This window comes from Streptomyces cinereospinus, assembly GCF_042430725.1.
GTDB lineage: Bacteria > Actinomycetota > Actinomycetes > Streptomycetales > Streptomycetaceae > Streptomyces > Streptomyces cinereospinus.
Genome location: NZ_JBHMCY010000034.1, coordinates 36,600 through 60,197 on the forward strand (window position 1 = coordinate 36,600; position 23,598 = coordinate 60,197).

General features: G+C 76.3%; 22 protein-coding genes, 2 tRNA genes and 1 pseudogene. 8 read left to right on the forward strand and 17 right to left on the reverse strand.

Features of this window, described 5'->3' with window-relative positions:
• Nucleotides 1–44 precede the first annotated feature (44 nt).
• Nucleotides 45–2,648, forward strand: coding sequence for a CHAT domain-containing protein (locus tag ACFF45_RS18990; protein WP_381347480.1), 2,604 nt, complete (start codon nt 45–47; stop codon nt 2,646–2,648).
• Between the two features lie 69 nt (nt 2,649–2,717).
• On the opposite strand, the gene ACFF45_RS18995 is transcribed toward ACFF45_RS18990, so the two are convergent.
• Nucleotides 2,718–4,523, reverse strand: a complete 1,806-nt coding sequence (locus ACFF45_RS18995; RefSeq protein WP_381347481.1) for a LuxR family transcriptional regulator AbsR2 — start codon at nt 4,521–4,523, stop codon at nt 2,718–2,720.
• Between the two features lie 95 nt (nt 4,524–4,618).
• Between ACFF45_RS18995 and absR1 the strand changes: the two genes are divergently transcribed.
• Together absR1 and ACFF45_RS19005 are read left to right on the forward strand one after the other, a co-directional pair.
• The gene (absR1, locus tag ACFF45_RS19000; protein WP_381347483.1) at nt 4,619–5,707 is read left to right on the forward strand and encodes a beta-glucuronidase AbsR1; all 1,089 of its coding nucleotides are present in this window, start codon (nt 4,619–4,621) and stop codon (nt 5,705–5,707) included.
• A 190-nt stretch (nt 5,708–5,897) separates the two neighbouring features.
• Complete coding sequence (locus ACFF45_RS19005) at nt 5,898–6,191, forward strand: SCO4225 family membrane protein (protein ID WP_381347485.1); 294 nt, start codon at nt 5,898–5,900, stop codon at nt 6,189–6,191.
• 12 nt (nt 6,192–6,203) lie between these two features.
• Here ACFF45_RS19005 and ACFF45_RS19010 read toward each other — a convergent pair whose 3' ends face one another.
• From ACFF45_RS19010 to ACFF45_RS19035, 6 genes are all read right to left on the reverse strand, one after another.
• Complete coding sequence (locus ACFF45_RS19010; protein WP_381347487.1) at nt 6,204–6,596, reverse strand: hypothetical protein; 393 nt, start codon at nt 6,594–6,596, stop codon at nt 6,204–6,206.
• Nucleotides 6,597–6,860: 264 nt separating this feature from the next.
• Nucleotides 6,861–6,934, reverse strand: a tRNA-Pro gene (locus ACFF45_RS19015).
• Between the two features lie 116 nt (nt 6,935–7,050).
• Entirely contained in the window at nt 7,051–7,701 is a 651-nt protein-coding gene (locus ACFF45_RS19020; RefSeq protein ID WP_381347489.1) for an SRPBCC family protein, read from the reverse strand.
• The gene (locus ACFF45_RS19025; RefSeq protein ID WP_381347491.1) at nt 7,698–8,060 is read right to left on the reverse strand and encodes an ArsR/SmtB family transcription factor; all 363 of its coding nucleotides are present in this window, start codon (nt 8,058–8,060) and stop codon (nt 7,698–7,700) included. The genes ACFF45_RS19020 and ACFF45_RS19025 overlap by 4 nt, the downstream gene beginning before the upstream one ends.
• A gap of 224 nt (nt 8,061–8,284) precedes the next feature.
• Nucleotides 8,285–9,019 carry a 4-carboxy-4-hydroxy-2-oxoadipate aldolase/oxaloacetate decarboxylase gene (locus ACFF45_RS19030; RefSeq protein ID WP_381347493.1) on the reverse strand — a complete coding sequence of 245 codons (735 nt, stop codon included), beginning with the start codon at nt 9,017–9,019 and terminating at the stop codon, nt 8,285–8,287.
• Between the two features lie 204 nt (nt 9,020–9,223).
• Nucleotides 9,224–9,874: a GntR family transcriptional regulator gene (locus ACFF45_RS19035; RefSeq protein ID WP_381347495.1), complete on the reverse strand. Its 651-nt coding sequence runs from the start codon at nt 9,872–9,874 to the stop codon at nt 9,224–9,226.
• 324 nt (nt 9,875–10,198) lie between these two features.
• Between ACFF45_RS19035 and ACFF45_RS19040 the strand changes: the two genes are divergently transcribed.
• Entirely contained in the window at nt 10,199–11,359 is a 1,161-nt protein-coding gene (locus ACFF45_RS19040; RefSeq protein ID WP_381347497.1) for a Gfo/Idh/MocA family protein, read from the forward strand.
• An 8-nt stretch (nt 11,360–11,367) separates the two neighbouring features.
• Here the strand turns inward: ACFF45_RS19040 and ACFF45_RS19045 are convergent, their stop codons facing one another.
• The 6 genes and pseudogenes from ACFF45_RS19045 to ACFF45_RS19070 form a co-directional block, all read right to left on the reverse strand.
• Complete coding sequence (locus tag ACFF45_RS19045; protein ID WP_381347499.1) at nt 11,368–11,979, reverse strand: TMEM175 family protein; 612 nt, start codon at nt 11,977–11,979, stop codon at nt 11,368–11,370.
• Nucleotides 11,980–12,701: 722 nt separating this feature from the next.
• A complete protein-coding gene (locus ACFF45_RS19050; RefSeq protein WP_381347501.1) occupies nt 12,702–13,634 on the reverse strand; it encodes a GNAT family N-acetyltransferase in 933 nt (310 codons plus the stop codon).
• Between the two features lie 291 nt (nt 13,635–13,925).
• On the reverse strand, nt 13,926–14,834 hold the full coding sequence (locus ACFF45_RS19055; protein ID WP_381347556.1) for a sugar phosphate isomerase/epimerase family protein: 909 nt from the start codon (nt 14,832–14,834) through the stop codon (nt 13,926–13,928).
• Between the two features lie 237 nt (nt 14,835–15,071).
• Nucleotides 15,072–15,476 (reverse strand): annotated as a pseudogene (locus ACFF45_RS19060) (aldo/keto reductase); the annotation flags it as partial.
• A 28-nt stretch (nt 15,477–15,504) separates the two neighbouring features.
• On the reverse strand, nt 15,505–16,170 hold the full coding sequence (locus ACFF45_RS19065) for an NUDIX domain-containing protein (protein ID WP_381347503.1): 666 nt from the start codon (nt 16,168–16,170) through the stop codon (nt 15,505–15,507).
• Nucleotides 16,171–16,307: 137 nt separating this feature from the next.
• A tRNA-Pro gene (locus ACFF45_RS19070) sits at nt 16,308–16,381 on the reverse strand.
• 100 nt (nt 16,382–16,481) lie between these two features.
• On the opposite strand from ACFF45_RS19070, the gene ACFF45_RS19075 reads away from it, so the two are divergent.
• From ACFF45_RS19075 to ACFF45_RS19085, 3 genes are all read left to right on the forward strand, one after another.
• On the forward strand, nt 16,482–17,021 hold the full coding sequence (locus tag ACFF45_RS19075) for a DUF309 domain-containing protein (protein WP_381347505.1): 540 nt from the start codon (nt 16,482–16,484) through the stop codon (nt 17,019–17,021).
• 42 nt (nt 17,022–17,063) lie between these two features.
• Nucleotides 17,064–17,837: a precorrin-6A synthase (deacetylating) gene (gene cobF / locus ACFF45_RS19080; RefSeq protein ID WP_381347507.1), complete on the forward strand. Its 774-nt coding sequence runs from the start codon at nt 17,064–17,066 to the stop codon at nt 17,835–17,837.
• A gap of 395 nt (nt 17,838–18,232) precedes the next feature.
• Nucleotides 18,233–19,246, forward strand: a complete 1,014-nt coding sequence (locus ACFF45_RS19085) for a lysylphosphatidylglycerol synthase transmembrane domain-containing protein (protein ID WP_381347509.1) — start codon at nt 18,233–18,235, stop codon at nt 19,244–19,246.
• A 36-nt stretch (nt 19,247–19,282) separates the two neighbouring features.
• Here the strand turns inward: ACFF45_RS19085 and ACFF45_RS19090 are convergent, their stop codons facing one another.
• The 4 genes from ACFF45_RS19090 to ACFF45_RS19105 all read right to left on the reverse strand — a co-directional run bounded on the left by ACFF45_RS19090 (nt 19,283) and on the right by ACFF45_RS19105 (nt 22,619).
• On the reverse strand, nt 19,283–20,059 hold the full coding sequence (locus ACFF45_RS19090) for a cobalt-precorrin-6A reductase (protein ID WP_381347511.1): 777 nt from the start codon (nt 20,057–20,059) through the stop codon (nt 19,283–19,285).
• A gap of 73 nt (nt 20,060–20,132) precedes the next feature.
• Nucleotides 20,133–20,909 carry a sulfite exporter TauE/SafE family protein gene (locus ACFF45_RS19095; RefSeq protein ID WP_381347513.1) on the reverse strand — a complete coding sequence of 259 codons (777 nt, stop codon included), beginning with the start codon at nt 20,907–20,909 and terminating at the stop codon, nt 20,133–20,135.
• Between the two features lie 90 nt (nt 20,910–20,999).
• Nucleotides 21,000–21,326 (reverse strand): hypothetical protein, encoded by a 327-nt coding sequence (locus tag ACFF45_RS19100; protein WP_381347558.1) that lies wholly within the window; start codon nt 21,324–21,326, stop codon nt 21,000–21,002.
• 105 nt (nt 21,327–21,431) lie between these two features.
• Nucleotides 21,432–22,619 (reverse strand): thiolase family protein, encoded by a 1,188-nt coding sequence (locus ACFF45_RS19105; protein ID WP_381347515.1) that lies wholly within the window; start codon nt 22,617–22,619, stop codon nt 21,432–21,434.
• A gap of 132 nt (nt 22,620–22,751) precedes the next feature.
• On the opposite strand from ACFF45_RS19105, the gene ACFF45_RS19110 reads away from it, so the two are divergent.
• Nucleotides 22,752–23,561, forward strand: a complete 810-nt coding sequence (locus ACFF45_RS19110; protein ID WP_381347517.1) for an alpha/beta hydrolase — start codon at nt 22,752–22,754, stop codon at nt 23,559–23,561.
• Nucleotides 23,562–23,598: the final 37 nt, after the last annotated feature.

A 23,598-nucleotide genomic window follows, 5' to 3' on the forward strand; every position in this document is an offset into this window, starting at 1 on the left:
ACAAACCGGTGTGGCACGGTTCCGGGGCCACTACCATCCGAGGGGTGACAGCGGGAAGCGAGTCGGTTCTCGAACTGCTGCCGATGGTGTTCGCCGCTCCGAACGACGCGCTGGCCGGGGCGGAGCGGGTGCTCGGCACCGATCCGCCGCCGTTGCACGCCTCCGTCGCGCACCAGGTGATCGGCATCTGGCAGCGGGACTTCGGTGATCTGCGGATCGCCCTGGACCACCTGCGGCGCGCCCGCGATCTGGCGGCGCGCGCGGAGTCGGCCGAGCGGGAGGCGGACGTCCTCGGCACGCTCGGGGTGGCACTGGTGCACGCGGGCCGCACCCGGCAGGGGCTGGCCGCGTTCGAGCGGGGCGTGGTGCGCGGCACGGGGCACACCCGCGCGCGGGTGCTGTACCGCCGGGCGTACGTCTGGTGGGTGCTGGGCCACCACCGCGAGGCCCTGGAGGACGTCCGCCGGGCGATCCCGGTGCTGCGGCAGGCGGACGACGTGATCTGGACGGCCCGGGCGCTGACGCTGCGGGCGACCGTGCATCTGGCGCTGGGCTCGGTGGAGCGGGCCGACGCCGACTTCACGGCCGCGGAGCGGCTGTGGGACACCACCGGGCAGGAGCACGACAAGGCGGACGCGGTGGAGAGCCGGGGCCTCGCCGCCTTCCGGTCGGGCGACATCCCGGCGGCGCTGCGGCTGCTGGACGAGGCGCAGGAGCGGTACGCCAAGCTCGGCACGCCCTCCTTCATGCTGGACATCCGGCGCTGCGAGGTGCTGATGGCGGCCGGGCTGGCGCCGGAGGCGCTGGCCGAGGCGGACGCGGCGACCGGGGTGCTGGACGGCATCGGCGGGCAGTCCACCCGCAAGGCGGAGCTGCTGCTCGTCGCCGCCCGCGCGGCCCGGCTGGCGGGCGATCCGCACACGGCGATCGCGCGGGCGGCGCTGGCCGTGCGGCTGTTCGCCGCGCAGCGGCGCACCTGGTGGGAGACGCACGCCCGGCTGGTGCTGATCGAGGCCCGGGTGGCCGCCGGGCGCCGCTCGGGCCGGCTGGTCGCGGACGCCGCCGCGGTGGCCGAGCGGCTGGCCGCGTTCGGGGCGCCGGCCGCGCCGGAGGCGTCGCTGCTCGCGGGCCGGATCGCGCTGGAGCTGGGGTGGCGCACGGACGCCGAGCGGCATCTCGCGGTCGCCGCCCGCAGCAGGCACACGGGCCCGCCGCCGGCCCGGGTGACGGGCTGGGTGGCGCAGGCCCTGCGTGCGCGGGCCGCCGGTTCCCGCCGGGGGGTGCTGGAGGCGTGCCGGCGCGGGCTCGACGTGCTGGACGACCACCGGATGACGCTCGGCGCCTCGGAGCTGCGGGCGCGCGCCACCGAGCAGGGGGCGGAGCTGGCGGCGCTGGCGCAGCAGGCCGGCCTGGCCGGCGGTGAGCCGCGGCGGCTGCTGGTGTGGAGCGAGCGGTGGCGGGCGACGGTGCTGTCGGCGCCGCCCACCCGGCCCCCGGCCGATCCGGTGCTGGTGCGCTCCCTGACCGCCTTCCGGGAGATCGCCGCCCGCGCGGAGGCGGCCCGCATGGAGGGCCGTCCGGTGCCGGCGCTGGAGCGGGAGCAGCGGCGCCTGGAGCGGGAGGTCCGCTCGCGCACCCTGCACATGCGGGGCGACTCGCCCCATGACGGGCACCGGTTCGACGTGGGCCGGCTGCTGGCGCGGCTCGGGGACACGCGGCTGGTGGAGCTGGCCGTGCTGGACGGGCGGGTGCACGTGCTGCTGTGCGGTCAGGGACGGGTGCGGCGGTTCGAGGCGGGGCTGCTGGCGGAGGCGGAGACCGAGGCCGAGTACGTCCAGGCCGGGCTGCGGCGGCTCGCCCACCCGGGCGCGGAGGGGCGGCTGCCGGTGGTGGAGGCGGCGGGGCGGCGGCTGGAGGAGCTGCTGCTCGGCCCGGCCGCGGGGCAGCTGGGGTCCGGGCCGGTCGTGGTGGTGCCGCCGGCCCGGCTGCACCGGGTGCCGTGGGCGCTGCTGCCGTCGCTGCGGGAGCGGGTGCTGAGCGTGTCGCCGTCGGCGAGCAGCTGGCTGCGGGCCCGGGAGACCGAGCCGCCGCCGGGCGGGCGGCACGTCCTGGTCCGCGGGCCCGGGCTGGCGACCGGGGGCGCGGAGGTGCCCGAGGTCGCCGACCGGTACGGCAGGCCGACCGTGCTGGAGCACGACGAGGCCCGCGTCCCGCGCGTGCTGGAGGAGCTCGACGGGGCGGCCCTCGCCCATATCGCCGCGCACGGCACCTTCCGCGCGGACAGCCCGCTGTTCTCCGCGCTGCGGATGGCCGACGGGCCGCTCATCGTGCACGATCTCGAACGCCTGGGCCGCAGTCCCTACCGCATCATCCTCTCCAGCTGCGACACCGCCCGCCTGGCCACGGTCGGCGCCGACGAACTTCTCGGCCTGGTCACCGCGTTGCTCCCGCTGGGCACGGCGGGCGTCGTCGCGAGCAGCGCGCCCGTGAACGACGCCGCCGTCGTCCCCCTGATGCTCGCCCTGCACCAGGGCCTGGCCGCCGGCCTCGGCCTGGCCGAGGCCCTGCGCGACGCCCGCGCCGCCCTGCCGGGGGACGCGGTCCACCAGGCGACGGGGTGGGCGTTCACGGCGTTCGGGGCGGCGTGACCCGGGCGGCCGGGGCCGGTCCGCGCGGTTGCCGTCCGCCCGGCGCCGCCGGGAACGGCCGGACCGGCCCTACGCCGGCTGCGCGTCCGGCAGTTCCACCAGCCACGGCAGGGCCGCCCGGTCGCCGGCGCCGAGGCGGGCGTAGGCGCTGTAGAGGTGGTTGCCGACGGTCCGGACGGAGAGGGTGAGCTGCTCGGCGATCTGGCGGTTGCTGAGGCCGGCGGCCGCGAGGGTGACGATCTGCCGCTGGCGGGCGGTGAGTCCACCGAGCGCGAGGCCGGACAGGGCGGGGGTGCGGGCGCCCTGGCAGCGCCGGGCGAGGGCGACGGCGCGGGTGCGGGCGGTGCGCGCGGCGCGCGGGTCGCGGTGCGCCCGTACCGCCTGGGCGTGCGCCTCGGCGGCGAACAGCAGGAAGCCGCGCTCCTCCAGCCGGCCGGCGGCCCGGTCCAGGGCGGGTCCGTCGCCGCGGGCCAGCGCGTCGGGGTGCTCGGCGAAGACGCCGTGCAGCCGGCCGGCGGCGCCCTCCGGCGCGCCGAGCCGTACGGCCTCGTACGCGCTGTCCGCGTCGACCGCCGCCAGCGCCCGGCCCAGGTCGCCGCGCGCGGCCGCCGCCCAGACGGCCGCGGCGCCGCTCTCCCCTTCCTGCCCGTCCGGGGCCGGTACGCCCGACTGGGCGGTGGCGAGGTGCAGTTCGGTCCGGCACGACGCGTCGCCCGGCGTGGCCTGCAGCCCCTCCCGCGCCCATGCCGCGGCCTCCCGCAGCCGGCCCGCGAGCCGCGCGCACCGCGCCCGCACGGCGGCGTACCCGGCCGGCACCGGGACGCCCTCGGCCACCAGCCACTCCCCCACGGGCGTCGCCGGCGGCCGTACGTCGGCCTGCTCGACGCGGCGCAGCAGCACCGTCCGTTCCGCGGCGAGGGCGGCGTCGCACCGGCCGGGCGCGCCCGCCAGGCGCCGGGCGCGCAGCTTCCCGGCCGTGGCCCGCAGGACGGGGCCGAGCAGCGGGTGGGCGAGGCGGACGGCGCCGTGGTCGTCGACGTGCACCAGGCCGTCGTGTTCGAGGCGTTCGAGGATGCCGAGGCCGAGGGAGTCCAGGGGAAGCGGGAGGGGTTCGGCGAAGGCGAGGCGGTCGAGGGTCTCGCGTTCGGCGGGCGCGGTGCGGTCCAGGGCGGGCCCGACCCGGTCGCGGACCGTCGCGGTGACCGGCACCGGGCCGCGCCACGCCCGCTCGTCCGTGCCCGGGACGGGGGTGAACAGCCCGCCGTCGCGCACCGCGCCGAGCAGGTCGCGCAGCAGCCGCAGGTCGCCCTGGCCGAGCCGGCGCAGCCGGTGCGCGGTGAGCGGCTCCAGCGGGCCGCCCGCGCCGAGGGCGAGGAGTTCCTCCGTCTCCCGCGCGGGCAGCGGCTCCAGGGCGAGCCGGGGCAGCAGCTCGCCGGTCCACAGCCGGGACACCGCGCCGGGCACGGGCGCGGCGTCCCGGGCGACGACCAGCAGGCGGGTGCGGCCGTGCACGGCGAGCTGGTGGACCAGGGCGGCGGAGGCGTCGTCGAGCAGGTGCGCGTCGTCGACCAGCAGCAGCCGCACGCCGGACAGCAGGCGCACCGCCCGGTGCAGGGTGACCTGCTCGGGCAGCAGGTGGGCGAAGGCCGCGAAGGGGATGCCGCGGGTCTCGGGCGTGCCGGCCGCCCGGACGCAGTCGGTGCCGCGGACGGCCTCGGTGACCAGGCGGGACTTGCCGCACCCGGCGGGTCCGGTCACCACGATGCCGGGCCGGCCGGCCGCGAGCGAGCGGCGCACCAGGGCGAGTTCCTCCTCCCGGCCGGTGAACGGCCAGGGCAGCTCCAGCGTCTTCGCATCCTGTTCGTAAGTCGTCACGTCAACTAGAGCGTCCCTACTCACTCCTGATACAGGGCGACTTGAGTAGCCCCCGACTCAGGCGTCCCGTGGGCGGTCGGCGGCAGTCTGTGCGCATGCCCGGACGCTACTGCTCCCTCGCGCAGGCGTCGGCCCCCGTCTTCGCTCCGGGGCTGACCGCCGAGCGGCGCGGTGCGCTCGCCGGCGGCCGCCGGATGTGGGTCAACGGCACGGTGCTGCACTACTACTTCTTCGCCGGCGACACCGACGGCTCCGTCATCCCCGTGCCGGGGACCGCGGAGACCCGGCGGGTGCCGTGGGGCGGGGCCAAGGAGCAGCAGGACGTCGTCCGGGAGTGCTTCGAGGAGTGGCAGGGCCTGGGCATCGGCGTCACCTTCCGCGAGGTCGACGACCGGGCGGAGGCCGAGCTGCGGATCGGCTTCCAGCCGGGCGACGGCTCGTGGTCGACCGTGGGCCGGGACGCGCTGCGGGTCGGGCTGGGCGAACGGACGATGAACTTCGGCTGGGACCTGACCGGGCCGCAGGAGCGCGGGACGGCCCTGCACGAGATCGGGCACGCGCTCGGGATGCTGCACGAGCACCAGAGCCCGTTCGCCGGTATCCACTGGGACGACGAGGCCGTCTACGACGAGCTGGCGGGCCCGCCGAACTTCTGGAACCGCGACCGTACCTTCCTGAACATCCTGCGCAAGCTCGACCCGGACGAGGTCAACGGCTCCGTCTGGGACCCGCAGTCGATCATGGAGTTTCCGTTCCCGCCGGGGCTGATCCTGGAGCCCGAGCAGTTCCGCGCGGGGCTGAACCCGCCCGGCGCGCTCTCCGCCCTGGACAAGGAGTTCGTCCTGCGCTGGTACCCGCCGGCCGGCCCGGCGCACCGGCCGCCCGCGCTGGAGCCGTTCCGTTCGGCGCCGCTCGGCCTGGGGCCGGGCGGGCAGGCCGACTTCGTCCTCGAGCCGCCGCAGACCCGCGCGTACACGGTGGCCGCCTTCGGCGACAGCGACACCGTCGTGGTGGTCTTCGAGGAGCGGGACGGCGAACCCCGCTACCTGGCCGGGCAGGACGACGGGGGCACGCCCGGCAACGCCGCTGTCCGGGCCCGGCTCGTCAAGGGCCGCCGCTACTTCGTCCGTGTGCGCCTGTACTCCTCGTGGGGTCCGGGCGAGACGGCGGTCATGTGCTGGTGAGCGCCGGGCCCCGCGCCACACGGACGGCTGGACCACAGTCCGGCACCGGGGGAGCGGTCGGGGTCCGTCACCTTCGGGGGAGGGTGACGGGCTCCGACCACGCCACGGCGCGCGTCGGGGCCCGGGGGCCTCGGAGCACCGGGCGGGGGTACCCGTGGGGGTACACCGTCCCGTACCGGAGGAGATCCCCATGCGTTCGCCCCGGCAGACCGCCGCTTCCTACACCCGCGGCGACACCGCCCTGCTCGTGGCCGGCGGATACGCCGCCCTCGTCGTCGCTGTCGCCGCCTGGCTGGGCACGCTGAGCGCGGCGGGCGACGCGGGCCTGGGCGGGGTGTGGCTGATCGCCCTGACCCTGCCCGTGTCGATCCCCCTGCTGGCGATACCCGCCTCGCCCGCGGCGTACGTCGCGATGCTGGCCGCCGGCGGCCTGGCCCAGGCCTGGGTCGTGTGGCGGCTGCTGCGCGGCCGGCGGGCCCGCTGACGTGGGGCCGTGTCACACCGGTGACAGCCGGTAGCAGCCGTCGGCCGTGGCGCCGTCCGGCGCGCGGCCGGCCGGTACGTCGTCGCGGAAGTCCCGGTGGACGAACTGCCCGGTCTTCGCGAAGGCCTCCTCGGCGACCAGGAGACAGAAGCGGCTCGTGAGGGGTCCGCGCCCACTGGCCCGCTCCAGGGTCGGCCACCCCTCGTACCGGCCGGGTGCGAAGTTCCGTCCGACGGCGTCGAACAGCGTCAGCGGCTGCTGGGGACGGTCGCGGCTCACCACCAGCGGGCTCGGGTCCGCCACCCGCTGGCAGGTCAGCGTCCTCGTCTTCGCCTCGTAGCTGAAGGAGCCGGTCCCGTCCCGGAAGAAGGCGGGGGGTCCACCGCTCTCGCGTACCGGTTCCACGCTGAGCCCGGCCCCCGAGGGTCGCGAGGCGGACGCCCTTCCGACAGGGCGAGGGCCACCAGTCCCCGCGGCCGTGTTGGTCCACGAGTGGGCGAGGTCGAAGCGCTTGCGAGACCGCTCCGGCGCGCGACGCGGGGAGTCGTCTTCATCGGACGCCATGGACGCGTCCATGACCGGCCGGGTGGGGCACGGAGCGATGGGCCCGGACGGGGGACGGCGAGGGCCTTGCCCCACCCCAGTGGGGCAAGGCCCTCTCTCGCACCGTCGGGACGACAGGATTTGAACCTGCGACCCCTTGACCCCCAGTCAAGTGCGCTACCAAGCTGCGCCACGTCCCGGTGCGCCGGCACCCGGGTTCCGGGTGAACGCGCAGGTAAACCCTACCTCATACGGCGCGGCGACCGGTTCGCGCGAACAGCAGCGCGGGCCCGCCCGCCCGGGGCCGCCCGCCCGGCTACTCGCCGGTGCCGGGCTCGCCCGCGCCCGTGTAGAACGCGGTGGTGCGGTCCGCCGCCGCGCGCGCCGCCCGCTCGGGCTCGCCGGACGCCACGCTCGCGGCGTACCAGGCGTCGCTGCTGAGGGTCGCGAAGCGGACGCCCTCCTCGGACATCGACCAGGCCTCCGCCTCGGCGGGGTCGACGGCGGGTGCGCCGGAGAGGTGGCGGGCGAGGCCCATGACCGCCAGGTCCCAGCCGACGCCGACCGCGCCGGGCCCGAACTGCGCCCACCGCTCGTCGTCGACGTGGGCGATGTGCTCCAGCCGGAAGCGGGTGCGCCCGTCGCCCTCGGGGGTGAGGCGCAGCTCGATCCAGCTGACCTCGCCGCCGTACTCCCAGGTCGCGAAGAAGCTCCTGGGCGGGTCGCAGCGCTCGACGGTGCCGGAGGCGTTGCCCTGCACCTGGTAGCGGCCGCCGAGCCGGAGCTCGCCGGTGACCGGGGCGAACCAGCGGGGCAGGCGCTCGGGGTCGGTGCAGGCGTCCCAGACGTCGTCGAGCGGGGCGTCGTAGGTCTGGCTCACGGTGACCACGCGGGCCTCGCCGGCCTGGAAGACGCGCCGGCCGACCTGGCGGCGCACGGCGTTGATCTGGTGGGTGACGTCCGTCATGTGGTTCTCCTCGGGGGGTCGTCGGCGCCGCGCAGCCGGCGCTCGCGCCCGCCACGGGCCAGCTCGGTGGCCAGGGCGTCCAGGCGTGGGGTCCAGAAGCGGCGGAACCGGTCGAGCCAGGCGTCGACGTCCCGCAGCGGCGCGGAGCGCACCGCGTACAGGCGGCGGGTGCCCTCGGGGCGGACCGTCGCGAAGCCGTTCTCCCGCAGCACCTTCAGATGCTGTGAGACCGCGGGCTGGGATATCCCGAACTCCGCCCGGACGACCTCGCCGACCGCACCGGAGGTCATCTCGCCGTCGGCCAGCAGTTCCAGGATGCGGCGCCGGACGGGGTCGCCGAGCACATCGAAGGCGTGCATGGCGGCAAACGTATCAGCCTCCGCTTATATAAGCGAGAGGCGATAGAAGGGCCCGGAAGCTGAGCGACTCGGGCGGGAGCGTCCTCGGCACGGGGACGGCCCCCGACGCCGTTCACCACCGCGCACAGGCCGGAGGCCGGGGTCGGCGGGCAGGTCGGCGGCGAGGAAGCAGGCGCCCTGGGAGGTGCCGCCCGGCATCAGCAGACAGGGCACCGCCTGGAACGTCATGAGCCCGCCTCCCCGCCCGCGTGCTCCCCCAAGGGCGGGCCGGAGTACTCCTCGTAGGAGACGTACGTGACGCCGAGCCGCTCCAGCGTGCCGCGCAGCCCGTAGCGGTCCAGTCCCAGTTCGCCGTCGAGGAACGCGGCCCGCGCCTCGGCCTCCTCCGCCTCCCGGGCCTCGGACTTCCGCACCGTCTCGCGGGCGCGTTCGCGCGGGACGACGACCACGCCGTCGTCGTCGGCGAGGATCACGTCCCCCGGGCGCACGACCTGGCCGCCGATGGCGACCGGCACGTTGACCGAGCCGCCGGTGGCCTTCACCGTGCCCTGCGCGGACACGGCCCGCGCCCACGCGGGGAAGCCCAGTTCGCGCAGCTCCTGGGTGTCGCGAAGGCCCGCGTTGATGACCAGGCCCCGTACGCCGCGCTGCCGCAGGGCGGTCGCGAACAGCTCGCCGGCCATGCCGTCGGTGGACGGGGAGGTGGTGGTGACGACCAGGATGTCGCCCGCACCGCACTGCTCGACGGCGGCATGGATCATGAGGTTGTCTCCGGGCCAGCCGAGCACGGTGACGGCGGTGCCCGCGACCCGCACGCCCTGCTGGATGGGGCGCAGCTCGGTGCCGAGCAGGCCGGTGCGGCCCATCGCCTCGCTGACGGTGGCCACGCCGAAGCCGGCCAGCGCCGCGACGTCCTCCGCGTCGGCCTTCGGCGGGTTGGTGACGATCACGCCGCTCATGCCGGCTCCTTGGCGATCTGGTGGTGGGGGCGCAGGGTGCGCCTCGGTCATGGTGTGGCGGGCGGGGCCCAGGCGGGGGCCCGCGTCGCGTTTGATCCGGACGCCGCGCCGCACCGCGAGGTCCGTGCGGTAGTCCCACAGGTGCGGTGGGGCGGCAGGGCACTCCCTGCCTTGCCGGAGTGGTGGGCACCCGCCCCGCGTGCGTCAGTCGCGCAGCGCGTCGATCACGCCGGCGAGGTGGGCCCGGACGGCCGTCTCGGCCGCCTGCGGGTCCCTGGCCCTGATCGCCTCGATCAGGGCCAGATGCTCGTTCAGGGACCGCTGCGGGCGCCCCGGCCGCAGCGCCAGCCGGAAGCGGTGGCGCACCAGTCGGGCGTCGAGCCGCTCCAGCAGCTCCACGGCCGTGGCCTGGCCGGAGAACTCCCGGATGCGGGCGTGCAGGTCGTGGTCGAGGTCGGCGTACGTCAGCGGCTCGCCGTCGGCGACGGCCTTGGTCATGGCCGTGCCGAGGTCGGTCAGTACGCCGAGCTGCTCGTCGCCGGCCGCGACGGCCGCCTTCGCCGCGCACAGCCCTTCCAGGGCCATGCGGCACTCCGTGAGGGCGACCGCTTCGTCCACGGTCACCGGCCGCACCCGCGAACCGCGGTTGCGGATCCGCTCGACCAGGCCCTGTGCCTCCAGATCGATCAGTGCCGCCCGGATGCTCGCCCGGGTCACCCCGAACTGCTCGGCGAGTTCGTTCTCCACCAGCCGCTGCGCCGGTGCCATCTCGCCGCGCAGGATCGCCTGCCGCAGCCGCGTCGACGCGAGCCGTTTGGCGTGCTCTCCGGTGCTCGGACGGCCTTCTTCCGGCATCGCGCCCCTCCCTCGGTGAGTGCCTGTCGAACGTAGATCCGGCCGAACAAAATTGTCAACAACTGTGTTGGACTTTTTGGCGCACCTCCGGTTCAGGTTCGCGGTGCTCAGCGGGGCGGCGACGATCGAGGGGGGCCGGCGGGGCCACGCTGCGGGCCGGACCGGGCGGCATGGCCGTGCTGCGCGGGGGCGACCGCACCGCACGGACGGTGCACGGCACGCTCCACCAGGCGTACGCCGTCGACCTGCCCGGCGTTGACAGCGGGGCGGGCGGCCGCTGATCGTGGCCGGGGCAGCCGTGCACCGACCGAGAGGGGCGCTGTCATGGGGACGCTCGGGGTCGCCGTCGTCGGGTTCGGCTGGATGGGCCGGGTGCACACCCGGGCGTACGCCCGCCTGCCGCACCACTACCCGGACCTCCCCCTGCGCCCCGAGCTGCTGGCCGTCGCCGAGGAGGTGCCCGGCCGGGCCGAGCGGGCCGCCGAGCAGTACGGGTTCGCCACCGCGACCCGGGACTGGCGCGCGGTGGCCGCCGACCCGCGCGTGCGGGCGGTCAGCGTCACCACGCCGAACTTCCTGCACCGCGAGATCGGCGTGGCGATGGCCGAGGCCGGCAAGCACCTGTGGATCGAGAAGCCGGTCGGCCTGACGGCCGAGGACGCCCGCGCGGTGGCCGGCGCGGTGGCCGGTGCCGGAGTGCGGGGCGCGGTCGGCTTCACCTACCGCAACGCGCCCGCCGTCGAGACCGCCCGCGAGCTGATCGCCGCCGGGGAGCTGGGCACGGTCACCCATGCCCGGTTCCGGCTGTTCAGCGACTACGCGGCCCACCCCGACTCCGCCCTGACCTGGCGGTACGAGCGGGCGCGGGGCGGCAGCGGAGTCCTGGGCGACCTGGCCTCGCACGGCGCCGACCTGGCCCGCTTCCTGCTCGGCGACATCGCGTCGCTCGTCGCCGACACGGCCGTCTTCGTCCCGGAGCGGGCCCGCCCCGCCGCCGCCACCGCCGGCCACTCCCGCGCCGCCGGCGGCGTGCCCGGCCGGGTCGAGAACGAGGACTACGCGAGCTGCCTCCTGCGCTTCGCCTCCGGCGCCCGGGGCGTCCTGGAGGCCTGCCGGGTCTCGGTGGGCGAGCAGAACGCCTACGGCTTCGAGGTGCACGGCACCAGGGGCGCGGTGCGGTGGGACTTCCGGCGCATGAACGAACTGGGGGTCGGCCGGGGCACCGCCTACCAGGACCAGCCCCTCAGCACGGTGTACGTCGGCCCGGGCCACGGCGAGTTCGCCGCGTTCCAGCCGGGCGCCGGCAACGCCATGGGCTACGACGACCTGAAAGTGATCGAGGCCCACCGCTTCCTGCGCTCGATCGCCGAGGGCGTCCCGTACGGGGCGACGCCTGCGGACGCCGTGCACAGTGCCGTCGTCCTGGACGCGATGGCCCGCTCCGCGCGCAGCGGCACCTGGGTCGCCGTGGACGCGCGCGGCTGACCGCGCGGTCAGGGCGCCCGGCGGGCCAGCCGGCCGGCGCAGATCCGGAGCGGGATCAGGACGAGCCACCACAGCATGGCCGCCGATCCGGCCACCACGGTCAGCGGCACGGTGAGGGAGAAGACGGCCACCGTCACGACGGGGTCGAGCAGGTCGCGTCCGGTGCCCACGTCGGTGGGCCGGCCGTCGCGCAGCCAGGGGCGCCGGGCCACCAGCACGGCCAGCCCGAGGTGACAGGCGCCGAGCGCGGCGACCGCCAGCCCGTAGATCGCGGGCGAGATTGGTTCCCCGCCGTAGTCGGCGAGCAGCCGGGTCGGGAACGGCAGCAGGGCCGCGACGCCCAGACCGAGCAGGGACAGGCAGACGACCTGGCCGTCGACCTGCCGGACGGGGCGGAAGATCCTGCGGTGGTCGCGCCAGAAGCCGCCGAGCACCGCCGCGCTGAGCGCGTACGCCCCGAGGTCCGGCAGCAGTTCGCGCAACGCGTCGAGGTACTGCGCGGAGTCCAGGCCCCGGGGCACGGACAGGTCCAGGACGAGCAGGGTGATGGCGATGGCGAACACGCCGTCGGCGAGTGCCACCAGCCGCTCGGGCCCGCCGTCCGGGATCGGCTTCCGCATGGGCGAGACGGTAGGCAGCGGTGGCCCGGCCGGCGGGGATACACGCCGGGGCGCGCCCAGGAGCGCGCCGATGTCACACGGCCGCCGCCTGCGGCGCGGGGCGGCACGGGCCGGTCGTCCGTGGCTGCCGGCCGTTCCGCGCCGGTTGTTCCGGGGGTCCGTGCCGACCATGCGTGCCGGTCCTGCGTGCCGGTCCTGCGTGCCGGTCCTGCGTGCTGGTCCTGCGTGCTGGCCGTTCATGCCGGCCAGAACGGCAGCGCACCGGGCCGCCGCGCACCGTCCCCGGCCGGGTCCCGAGGCCCGGCGTGGCCTTCCCGGCGGGCACCCGGCACCGGTGCGCCTCGGACTCCGTCCAGGTGGTGCAGAAGGCCGCCGGGTTCCGCGAGGCGTCGCCGTCCACGCTGAGCTCGCCGAGGATCAGCGCCCGGACCCGCGCGGGCGTCCGGCACGCCCTCGGGCACCCGGTACTCCGGCAGCGCCCGCTCGCTGACGGGCAGGGCGTACACGTCACCGACGGGGCCCGGCGCCGGGCGGCCGGTCCGGAGCGGGGCCGTCGGGTCTGACCCCCGGGTCGCGGGACGTCACGGCGGGGAGGCCGGGGCGGGTACCCGAGCGGCACAGGGGCGGGACAGCGACGCGCACCGGCCTCCTCAGTCGGCCATCTCGCACAGGCCACCGGCCCGCGCCCGCCGAGCGCACCCGGACGACGGCACCCGGCGCCCTCAAGCGGCGGACAGCACCAGCCGCCGCGCGAAGGTGCGGTAGCCGAGGCGGTCGAAGGCGGCGGCCATCGGCCGGTTCGTCAGGTCGGTGTCCGCCCGGACGGCCTCGGCGCCCGCCTCCTCGGCGAGGATGCGGGTGATCTCGGCGAGCAGGTCGTCGACGTAGCCGTGGCCGCGCCGCTCGGGCAGGACACCGAGGTAGCCGACGACGTGCGAGCCGGTGTTGCGGGAGGGCAGCGCGAAGCCGACGGTACGGCCGTCGGCGTCCTCGGCCACCCGCCACCAGGAGCGCTCGCCCGGCATCGAGTCGCGGTAGAACGCGACGTCGGCCCGGGCCTGCGCCTCGGCGCCGAGCGCCGCGGCCCCGGCGCGGGACGCGGCGTCGAGCGTGCCGTCCAGCACCCGGCGGAAGAGGGCGACGAACACCTCGTCGTCGGCCTCGGGCCAGAAGCGCAGCCTGCGGGGCGGCGCGGGGACGCCGCTCGCGGGCGTCCACTCGTAGCGCAGCCGCTCGACGGCCTCGGTCAGGCCGGCGCGCCGGGCCGCCTCCTGCCGCCAGCCGAGGTCGGCGACGAGGTCCGGCCGCTCCCGCCAGTCGGCGGGCAGCAGCAGGTGGAAGTCCGGGGGCGTCCCCCCGTAGGCGGCGTGGGCCGCGGCGAGGAGTCCGGCGGCGAGGTCCGTGCGCGCCCCGGACGCGACGGCGTTCAGCGTGTCGAGCGCGCCGGGCCGCTCGTCACCCGGGTGGCCCCACCACGCCGCCACGGCATGCACCGCACCGCCCTCCTCGGCGAGCCAGGTCCACTCCGGCCGGTACTCGCCCTGGGCGAGCCCCGCGCGGTAGGCGTCGGCGTCGGCCCAGACGCCGGCCTGGCCGGCGGGCAGCAGCGCCAGCACGCGGTCCAGGTCGGCTGCGGCGAGGGTACGGAAGATCACGTGGCCTCCGGGGGCGGGCGCGGGGTGTGCGCCATTCTCGTGTGTCCCTGAGCGGTGCCCGCAACTGGTTTGTCCCACCGGTGCGCAGACGCGCCGTCCGGTCCGGACCTACGGGAGGTTCGCCGTCGAGCGGGCGAAGGCGGACGGCGCACCGTTGCGCGCGGTGGGCCGGACGGCACCGATCGGGGCGGCCGCCGCCGGGTTCGTGCTCGCCGTGGCGGGCGGGGCGCTGGCGGTGCGAGGGCGGCGGCGGCCCGTGGCCGAGCCGGACCGGCCGCCGCACCCCGGCCGTCAGGCCCCGCAGGACCGCAGGAACCGGCGGGTGCGGACCGCGATCGGCAGCGGCCGGTCCGGCTCGCAGGGGTACATGTCCTGCTCGACGATCGCGAACAGCTCCACGCCCAGGTTCTGGGCGGCCGTGAGGACCGGCTCCAGCTCGGGGACGCCGGAGGGCGGTTCGCACATCACTCCGCGCTGCACGGCGGGCCCGAACGGCACCCCGCCGGCGACGACGTCCGCGAGGATCTCCGGGTCGACCTGCTTGAGGTGCAGATAGCCGACGCGCTCGCCGTACGTCTCGATCAGCTTGACGCTGTCGCCGCCGCAGTAGGCGTAGTGACCGGTGTCCAGGCAGAGGTTGACCAGGCCGGAGTCGGTGGAGTCGAGGAAGCGCTCGACGTGGTCCTCGGTGTCGAGGTGGGTGTCGGCGTGCGGGTGCACGACGATGTCGAGGCCGTACGCCTCCTTGACCTCGCGCCCGAGGCGTTCCATGCCCCGGGTCAGGTACGCCCACTGCTCGGCCGTCAGCTCCGGCGGCTCCAGGAGTTCGGCCGTCTTGTCGTCGCGCCAGAACGACGGGATGACCACGAGGTGCCGGGCGCCCATGGCCCGGGTGAGGGCGGCGACCCGGCTGACGTGCTCCCAGGTGGCGTCCCAGACGGACGGGCCGCGGTGCAGGCCGGTGAAGACGGTGCCGGCCGACACCTTCAGGCCGCGCCGGTCCACCTCGTCGGTGAGTCGGGCCGGGTCGGTCGGCAGGTACCCGTACGGGCCCAGCTCGATCCAGGAGTAGCCGGCCTCGGCGACCTCGTCGAGGAAGCGCCGCCAGGGGACCTGGTGGGGGTCGTCGGGGAACCAGACGCCCCACGAGTCCGGTGCCGAGCCGACCCGGATGCGGTCGAGGGCGGGGGTGTCGGCCATCTCAGGGGGTCCCTTCGGGAGCGGGCGGTACGCCGGGCGGGGACGAGCGGCACCACACCCGGAAAGGGTCGGACCAGTCGGGGTCCCGTCCGGTGTGGACGATGCAAGCAGGTCCCGATGTCCGGACGCAACGCGTCCGGACGCACCGGGTGCCGCCCGCGCCCGCCACCGGGCCGCAGGGCCGGAAGGGCCGCAGGGCCGGAAGGGCCGCAGGGCCGGAAGGCTCCGCCCTCGCCAGTGCGCCGCGTCCAGCCGGGCCCGCTGCTCCGCCGACAGCTCCAGCTCCACGGCCGCGGACTCTCCTCCAGCTGCGCCACCGACCAGGCCCCGACCACAGCGGGACCACCGGCAGCTCCGCCCCCGGCTGCCAGGCCGGCACCACCTGGTCGACGGTGGCGCCGTTCTCCCGCGTCACCTCGTGCGGCACGGCCGGCCGGGCGTGCCGGGGTGGCCGTAGTCGGCCGGCACCGGCTTGTCCTCGCGTGCGTACGCCTCGCCCGGCAGCGGCGAGTGGGCGACGAGGGTCAGCGCCGGTCCGGCCCGCAGGCAGCCGAGCGGTGCGGCGCCCGCGTGGCCGGGGCTGCCGTCCGGGGAGAGGTCGCTGGGGACGCCGGACCGGGGCCGCGCACGGCTGTGCCGGTAAGCGCGCGCCAGGTCACGACCGTTTCCGTCACCGCCGGGCGAACGGCCCTTCGAGCGCCGCCCATTGCAGCAGCATGATGGTCTTGGCGTCGGCGATCTCGCCGGACCGGACCATCTCCAGGGCCCTGCGGAAGGGCAGTTCGAGGATCTCGATGTCCTCGCCCTCCGCGCCGAGCCCACCGCCCGCGTGGGTGCGGGTCGACGGCCCGTAGGCGGCGGCGTAGAAGCTGACGCGCTCGGTCACCGAGCCCGGGCTCATGTAGACGTCGAAGACGTGCTGGACGGCCCCGACGGTGTGCCCGGTCTCCTCGACCACCTTCCGCCGCACGGCCTCCTCGGGGTGCTCGTCGGCGGTGTCGAGCAGCCCGCCGGGCGTCTCGACCAGCATGCCGTCGGGGTGCCCGTTGACGTGGACCGGGAAGCGGAATTGGCGGGTGAGCAGCACGGTCTCGCGGCCGGCGTCGTACAGCAGCATCGTGGCGCCGTCGCCCCGGTCGTGCGTCTCGCGCTCCTGGGTGCTCCAGGTGCCGTCGGCGTGCCGGTGGTCGAAGGTGGTGGTCCGCTCCACGTACCAGTGGCTGGACAGCAGTCTCACGTCCCGGACCTTCACCCGGGGGTTGCCGGTCAGGTCCCGGCCGGTCCGGTCGAGCCCGGTGCGGCCGCGGCGGTCCGGGGTGTCGGCACCGGCGGCCATCGGGCGCCGCCCGGGCGGCGGGGGAGTAACTCGTCGGTCATACCCCGCTTGTACCATCCGTCGCCGGGCCGCGAGGGAGGAAACGGCGTCGGCCGACGGAAGAGGGGCCATCCATCGGATGACCCCTCGCCGAACCGTCGGGACGACAGGATTTGAACCTGCGACCCCTTGACCCCCAGTCAAGTGCGCTACCAAGCTGCGCCACGTCCCGGTGCGCCCCACCGCGGCAGAGCCGCGTGATCGCGCGGACAGCACTCTACCCCACACCCCCGGACGCGCCGAAGCGGGACCGGAGGCGGGACAATCGCGGTATGGCCAGCACACCGGAAGCACGACGGACCGGCGCACGCGACCGCGACAGCGAGGGCCGCGCCCGCAACGCGCGGCCGCGCGACGGGCTCGGACGGCCCCTGCCGTACGGCGCGCCGGGCGTGCCCCGGCAGCCCGAGGGGATCGTGCGGACCCCGGAGCAGACGGTCACCGAGGCGCAGGCCCTGCTCGCCGCGGGCAGGCCGTTCCACGCCCACGAGGTCTTCGAGGACGCCTGGAAGTCGGGTCCGGGCGAGGAGCGCACCCTGTGGCGGGGCCTCGCCCAGCTGGCCGTGGGACTGACACACGCGGCCCGGGGGAACGTGACCGGAGGCGCCCGGCTGCTGCGCCGCGGGGCGGGCGCGCTGGAGGAGTGGGCGGCCCGGACCGGGCGGGAGCGGCCGTACCACCTGGATCTGCCGGGTCTGGCGGAGTGGGCGCGGGCACTGGCCGCCGACGTGGAGCGCGGCGCGGCGGTGGACGCGGGGGCGCGGGCGCCGGCGCTGCGGGGCGGTGAGGCGGTGCCGGGCCGCCGGGCGTGAGGCGGTGGGCCCGGTGCCGGAGGGGTGCGGCAGACTGCGGGGGTGCGAAAGATTCATGTCATCGGTATCGGCGCGGGCGACCCGGAACAGCTGACCCTTCAGGCGGTCCGGGCGCTGCGGAGCACGGACGTGTTCTTCCTGCTCGACAAGGGCGAGGTGAAGTCCGACCTGACCCGGCTGCGCACGGACATGCTCGACGCGCACCTGCCGCAGGGCACCTACCGCCTGGTCGAGGCGCGTGACCCGGAGCGGGACCGCGGCGCGGGCGGCCCGGCCTACTCACCGGCGGTCGGCGACTGGCGCAGCGCCCGGGCCGACATCTACGAGCGGCTGATCGGCGAGGAGCTGGGCGAGGACGAGAGCGGCGCGTTCCTGGTCTGGGGCGACCCCGCGCTGTACGACAGCACGCTCGGCATCCTCCAGGAGGTCCGGGCGCGCGGCACGGTGGCGTTCGACTACGAGGTGGTGCCGGGCATCAGCAGTGTCTCGGCGCTCGTCGCCCGGCACCGCACGGGCCTGAACCGGGTCGCCCGGCCGGTGCAGATCACCACCGGCCGGAGGCTGGCCGAGGGGTTCCCCGAGGGCGTGGACGACGTGGTGGTGATGCTCGACGCCCACCAGACCTTCCGGCGCTACGCCGACCAGGACATCGACATCTACTGGGGCGCGTACATCGGCACGCCGGACGAGATCCTCGCCGCGGGCCCGATCGCCGAGGCCGCGCCGCGCATCGAGCGGCTGCGCGCCGAGGCCCGGGAGCGCAAGGGCTGGATCATGGACACCTATCTGCTGCGCCGCAACCCCGGGGAGCGGTAGCCCTCCGGGGAACCGGAGGACCGGAGGACTGGGGGGCGCCGGGCAGGCCCGGGAGGACGTGAAGAGCCCGGGGGTCCGGGGAGCCCTGGTAGCCCGGGGGCTCGGAGAAGTTCGAGGGCCCGGAGGATCCGGAGGAGGTGGACGCGGGGGGGCGCACGGCGGCGCACCGGAGCGTACGGCCGTCCCGCGCACGCCCGCGTCGCACGTCCCCGGCGCGCACGCACCGGGCGGACACCGGTACCGCCGCTTTCTTGCGCTGCGCGCTGGCGCCGCGTCGGCTGCACGACACCGGGCCGTCATACCGGGCGGGCACGTTTCGGCCGTCCCCACCTGTCTCGCCTTGCATCCGTCCGCCCCGCTCCTTCCGGGCGCGATGCGGAAGGACGACGTACGCCGTGTCCCTGCTTCGGCCCGCCGCCGCTCTCCCCAGCGCGCTCCCCTCCCCCGCCCCCGTCCGCTCCCCCTCCGCCGAACGCCGCTCCCGTCTGGCCCGGCACGGTCTCACCGTGCTGCCGCTGCTGCTCATCGGCGGCTGGGCCGCCGTGGACGCACGTTCCGTGCGGGTCGGCGCCGCCCGGCTGGCCGCCGCCGACCCCGGCTGGCTGCTCGCCGCGCTGCTCTTCACCTGCCTCGGCTGGGTCGCCGCCGCGGTGGTCCGCCAGGGGGCCGTCCCCGAGCGGCTGCCGCCGGGGCTGCTGCTCGCCTCGCAGTTCGCCGCCGGCGCCGCCAACCACGTACTGCCCGCCGGCATCGGCGCGCACGCGGTGACCCTGCGCTTCCTCCGGGGCCAGGGCATCCCCCTGGCCCGGGGCACCGCGTCGATCGCGCTGTACTCGCTGGTCAGGCCGGTGGCGAAGACGGCGGTGCTGATCGTCTTCCTCGTGGCCTTCCCCGGCGTGCTGCGCCTCGGCGAACTGGTCCCCGACGACCGGACCCTCCTCGTGGTGGCCGGCGGCGTGGGCGTCGCCCTGGTGGCGGCCGGCTGCCTGCTGGCCGTCGTGCCCGTCCTGCGCCGCCCGGCCGCCCGCTTCCTGCGCACCGCGCTCACCGACGCCCGCATCCTGCACACCCGGCCCAGCCGCGTCCTCGCCCTGTGGGGCGGCGCCGCCGCCACCCCGCTGCTGCAGGGCAGCGTGATCGCCACCGTGGGCTTCTCGCTGGGACTGGAGCTGTCCTGGGCGCAGGTCGTCCTCGCGCTGCTCATCGCCAGTACGGCGGTCGGGGCCGTACCCGCGCCCGGCGGGATCGGGCCGGTGGACGCGGCGCTGGTGTTCACGATGGCCGCGTTCGGCGCACCGGTGGGCCTGGCGACGGCCACCGTCATCGCCTACCGCGTCATCACGGTGTGGCTGCCGCTGCTGCCGGGCGCCCTGGTGCTGTCGGCCCTGGTGCACCGCAAGGTGCTGTAGCGCTCCACGGGGGTGGGCGCGAGGTGCCGCGGCGTCTCAGGGCGTCGCGGCGTCCTCCCCCTGGCCGAGCCCCAGCTCCGAGGTGAGCCACGCCAGCGCCCCCGGCACGTCCGGGACGGCCGTCGCGCCCGGTGGCAGCGGTGGGCGGCGGACGATGACGACGGGCACGCCGAGCTCCCGGGCCGCCGTGAGCTTGGCGGCCGTCGCCGCTCCCCCGCTGTCCTTGGTGACGACCACGTCGATCCGGTGCTCACGCAGCAGCGCCGACTCGTCGGCGACCGTGAACGGCCCGCGGGCCAGGACGACGTCGACGTGCGGCGGCAGTGGAGGGGCGGGGGGTTCCACGGACCGTACGACGAAGTGCGGCCGGGTGAGGTGGGCGAAGGCGGCCAGGCCCAGGCGGCCGGTGGTCAGCAGCACCCGGCGGCCCAGCCGCGGCAGCAGCCGCGCGGCCGCGTCCAGGGAGTCGACCGGATGCCAGTCGTCCCCCGGCCCGGGCCGCCAGCCCGGCCGGCGCAGTACGAGGGCCGGCACCGCGGTCCGGGCGGCGGCGCGGGCCGCGTTCGCGGTGATCTCCGCCGCGAACGGGTGGGTGGCGTCGACGACGGCGGACACGTCGTGCGCGCGCAGCCACTCGGCCAGCCCGGCCACGCCGCCGAACCCGCCGACGCGCACCTCGCCGTCGACCGGCCCGGGCCGCGCCACCCGCCCCGCCAGCGACGTCGTGACCCGCACCGCCGCGCGGGCGGTCAGAGCGGCGGCGAGTTCGCGGGCCTCGGTGGTGCCGCCGAGGACCAGCACGTGGGGGGACATGCCGCCGAGCGTACGAGGTGCCGCGGCCGGCCTGCCGCCCGGCCCCGTCGGTGCGGCCGGCCCGGACCCGGCGTCAGCGCAGCAGCAGCTGGAGACCGCCCAGCACCGTCGCCGCGATCACGAGCTGCTCGAACAACCGCTGGTCGATGCGGTCCACCGCCCACTTGCCGATCAGCGCCCCGGGCACCACGAACACCACCAGCGCCGCGTCGAGCAGCAGGGACCGCCCGTCGATCAGCCCCAGCCCCGCGCTGAAGGGCACCTTGGAGACGTTGACGATCAGGAAGAAGAACGCCGACGTGCCCAGGAACCCCAGCTTCCGGAAGCCCGCCGACAGCAGGTACAGCGACATCACGGGGCCGCCCGCGTTGGCGACCATGGTGGTGAAACCGCCGAGGACGCCGTACGAGCGGGCCTTGATCCGGCCCGCCCTGCTGGTGACCGGGTCCGGCTCCGGTTCCGCCGCCCCCGCGGTGCGCCGGCGCCACACGGTCACGCCCGCCATCAGCAGCAGGATCGCCCCGATTGACGTCCGGACGACCCCGTCGTCGGCCCACACCAGGAACAGCGTGCCCACCGCGACCCCGGCCGCGACCGCCGGGAACAGCCGCCACAGCGTGGGCCAGTGGGCGTGCCGCCGGTAGGTGAGGACCGCGAGCACGTCCCCGGCGATGAGGATGGGCAGCAGCACCCCCGTGGAGGCGCGGGCCGGCAGCACCGCCGCGAAGACGGCCAGGCTGACCGTGTTGGCCCCGCTCACGGCGGTCTTGGAGAAGCCGACCAGGAGCGCGGCGAAGGCGAGGGCGGCGAACTCCCAGCCGGTCAGGTGCCAGAGCGTCATCGTGTCCATGCGGACACCGATGCTATGCCCACGCATCCGCCGCCGTCAGGAGCGTCCCGCCTGGCGGCCCGGGCCGCTCGCCGCGGCGCTCCGCCGCCGTCAGGCGTGCCGCGTGCGCAGCTCCCGCTTCAGCGCCTTCATGCGCGGCCCGAGCGGCAGGGCGTCCGTGACCTCCACGCGCCGCGGGTACGTGTGCCGGCCCAGGAGCTCCCCGGACCACTCGGTGAGCCCGGCGGCGTCGAGGTCCGCGCCCGTGGCGCGCACGCCGATCCCGGCGAGGGCGCCGGCCCGGCCGAGGGCCACTGCCACACCTGCGCGAAGCTCAGCCGCAGGTCGCCCTCGACGAGGGCGGTGCGGTCCGGGCGGCGCCGGGCGTTCTCGGCGAGCAGGGCGGCGAGGGTGCCGAGGGCGCCGGAGCGGAACCAGCCGTCGACGAGCGCCTCGGCGGTGGCCTCGGGGCGGCCGAGGTGGCCGGAGAAGACGTCGTGGCCGCGGATGACGTGCGGCTGCGGCCTGCTCCCGCTGCGCGTGCTAGTGCCGCTCCACCAGCACGGCACTTCCCTGTCCCACGCCCACGCACATGGTCGCCAGCCCGCGTGCCGCGCCCGTGCGGCGCATCCGGTGCAGCAGGGTGGTCAGGATGCGGGCGCCGGAGCAGCCGAGCGGATGGCCGAGGGCGATCGCGCCGCCGGTCGGGTTGACCCGTGCGGGGTCGACGCCGAGGCGGTCCACGCAGGCGAGGGCCTGCGCGGCGAACGCCTCGTTGAACTCGGCCTCCTCGATGTCCGCGACGCCCCACCGGGCGCGCGCCAGCGCCTTCTGGGTGGCGGGGACCGGCCCGATGCCCATCACGTCCGGGTGGACGCCGGCGGAGGCTCCGGCGACGTAGCGGCCCAGCGACTCCAGGCCCAGCTCGGTCAGCGCCTCCTCGCTGACCAGCAGGAGCCCGGCGGCTCCGTCGTTCATCGGCGACGCGTTGCCCGCGGTCACCGTGCCGCCCGCGCGGAAGACCGGCTTCAGCCGCGCCAGCTTCTCGTACGACGTGTCCTCCCGGACGCACTCGTCGCTGTCGACCAGCACGCCGTCGGGGCGCCGTACCGGCAGGATCTCGTCGTCGAAGCAGCCGTTCCTGCGGGCGTCGGCGGCCAGCCGGTGGCTGCGCAGTGCGAACTGGTCCTGGCGCTCGCGCGGGACGCCGTACCGCTCGGCGACCTCCTCCGCGGTCTCGCCCATGGACAGCAGGCCGTGCCGTTCCCCCATGGCCGGGTTGACCAGGCGCCAGCCGAGGCGGGTGTCGGCCGTCTCCATGCGGTGCGGCAGGGCCTCGTCGGGGCGGGGCAGTACGAAGGGGGCGCGGCTCATCGACTCGGAGCCGCCCGCGAGCACGACGTCGGCCTCGCCGGCGGCGATGGTGCGGGCCGCGAGGGTGACCGCTTCGAGGCCGGAGGCGCACAGGCGGTTGACGGTGGCGCCGGGGACGGACTCGGGCAGGCCGGCGAGGAGGACGGCCATCCGGGCGACGTTGCGGTTGTCCTCGCCGGCCTGGTTGGCGGCACCCCAGTAGACGTCGTCGATGCGGGCCGGGTCGAGCGCGGGCACGTCGGCGACGAGGCCGCGTACGACGGTCGCGGCGAGGTCGTCGGGCCGGACCGGGGACAGGGCTCCGCGCAGTCTGCCGAGGGGGGTGCGGCGGGCGGCCGCGAAGTGGACGGGACGCACGACAGGCCTCCTGACCGGGAGCTGGACCGGCAGCTCCAAGGATTAATTAGCACTGCTAGTTTTGGACTATAGACCGCGGGGCCCCGCCCTGGGAAGATCCGTGGAGGTCTTCACCGACGCACTGGGGGAACCATGGCCGACATCCGCGTGCACGCCCTGGCCGGAACCCGGGGCACGGTCACCGCCCGCGAGTGGCCGCACCCGGCGCCGGCCTTCCTCGCCCTGGTCGCGCACGGCTACGGCGAGCACATCGGCCGGTACGAGGAACTGGCCGAGGTCCTGCGGGCGCACGGCGCCGCCGTCCTCGGCCCGGACCACATGGGGCACGGCAGGTCCGCCGGCGAGCGCGTGGTGATCACGGACTTCGAGGACGTCGTCACCGACCTGCACGCGGTCGCCGAGCGGGCCCGGACGGCGTATCCGAAGGTGCCGCTGGCGCTGATCGGCCACTCCATGGGCGGCCTGGTCGCGGCCCGCTACGCCCAGCGCCACGGCGGCGCGCTCGCCGCGCTCGTCCTGTCCGGACCCGTGATCGGCACCTGGGACACGCCCGGCCGGCTGCTCGCCCAGGACGAGATCCCCGACATCCCCGTCAACCCGGCCGCCCTCTCCCGCGACCCGGCCGTCCAGGCCGCCTACGCCGCCGACCCGCTGGTGTGGCACGGCCCGATGAAGCGGCCGACGCTGAAGGCCTTCGCCCGGACCCTGCGGGACGTGGCCGAGGGCGGTGACGTGGGCGCGCTGCCGGTGCTGTGGCTGCACGGGGCCGAGGACCGGCTGGTGCCGCTGGCCGGGAGCCGGGCGGGCGTGGAGCGGTTGAGCGGGGGCGCGCTGACCGAGCGGATCTACCCCGGCGCGCGGCACGAGGTCTTCCACGAGATGAACAAGACCGAGGTCTTCACCGACGTGACCGAATTCCTGGACCGGGCGCTCGGGCGCTGACCCATGCCGTTTGCACCGGTTCGCCCGGGGCACCCGC

What these genes read in the sequence shown, in the direction of transcription:
- ACFF45_RS19035 (WP_381347495.1), bottom strand. Translation starts at nt 9,874, where the DNA reads ATGCCGGAAGAAGGCCGTCCGAGCACCGGAGAGCACGCCAAACGGCTC.
- ACFF45_RS19055 (WP_381347556.1), bottom strand. Translation starts at nt 14,834, where the DNA reads ATGGCCGACACCCCCGCCCTCGACCGCATCCGGGTCGGCTCGGCACCG.
- ACFF45_RS19020 (WP_381347489.1), bottom strand. Translation starts at nt 7,701, where the DNA reads ATGACGGACGTCACCCACCAGATCAACGCCGTGCGCCGCCAGGTCGGC.
- ACFF45_RS19005 (WP_381347485.1), top strand. Translation starts at nt 5,898, where the DNA reads ATGCGTTCGCCCCGGCAGACCGCCGCTTCCTACACCCGCGGCGACACC.
- ACFF45_RS19025 (WP_381347491.1), bottom strand. Translation starts at nt 8,060, where the DNA reads ATGCACGCCTTCGATGTGCTCGGCGACCCCGTCCGGCGCCGCATCCTG.
- ACFF45_RS19045 (WP_381347499.1), bottom strand. Translation starts at nt 11,979, where the DNA reads ATGCGGAAGCCGATCCCGGACGGCGGGCCCGAGCGGCTGGTGGCACTC.
- absR1 (WP_381347483.1), top strand. Translation starts at nt 4,619, where the DNA reads ATGCCCGGACGCTACTGCTCCCTCGCGCAGGCGTCGGCCCCCGTCTTC.
- ACFF45_RS19095 (WP_381347513.1), bottom strand. Translation starts at nt 20,909, where the DNA reads ATGGACACGATGACGCTCTGGCACCTGACCGGCTGGGAGTTCGCCGCC.
- ACFF45_RS19030 (WP_381347493.1), bottom strand. Translation starts at nt 9,019, where the DNA reads ATGAGCGGCGTGATCGTCACCAACCCGCCGAAGGCCGACGCGGAGGAC.
- ACFF45_RS19040 (WP_381347497.1), top strand. Translation starts at nt 10,199, where the DNA reads ATGGGGACGCTCGGGGTCGCCGTCGTCGGGTTCGGCTGGATGGGCCGG.
- ACFF45_RS19090 (WP_381347511.1), bottom strand. Translation starts at nt 20,059, where the DNA reads ATGTCCCCCCACGTGCTGGTCCTCGGCGGCACCACCGAGGCCCGCGAA.
- ACFF45_RS19075 (WP_381347505.1), top strand. Translation starts at nt 16,482, where the DNA reads ATGGCCAGCACACCGGAAGCACGACGGACCGGCGCACGCGACCGCGAC.
- ACFF45_RS19065 (WP_381347503.1), bottom strand. Translation starts at nt 16,170, where the DNA reads ATGGCCGCCGGTGCCGACACCCCGGACCGCCGCGGCCGCACCGGGCTC.
- ACFF45_RS19110 (WP_381347517.1), top strand. Translation starts at nt 22,752, where the DNA reads ATGGCCGACATCCGCGTGCACGCCCTGGCCGGAACCCGGGGCACGGTC.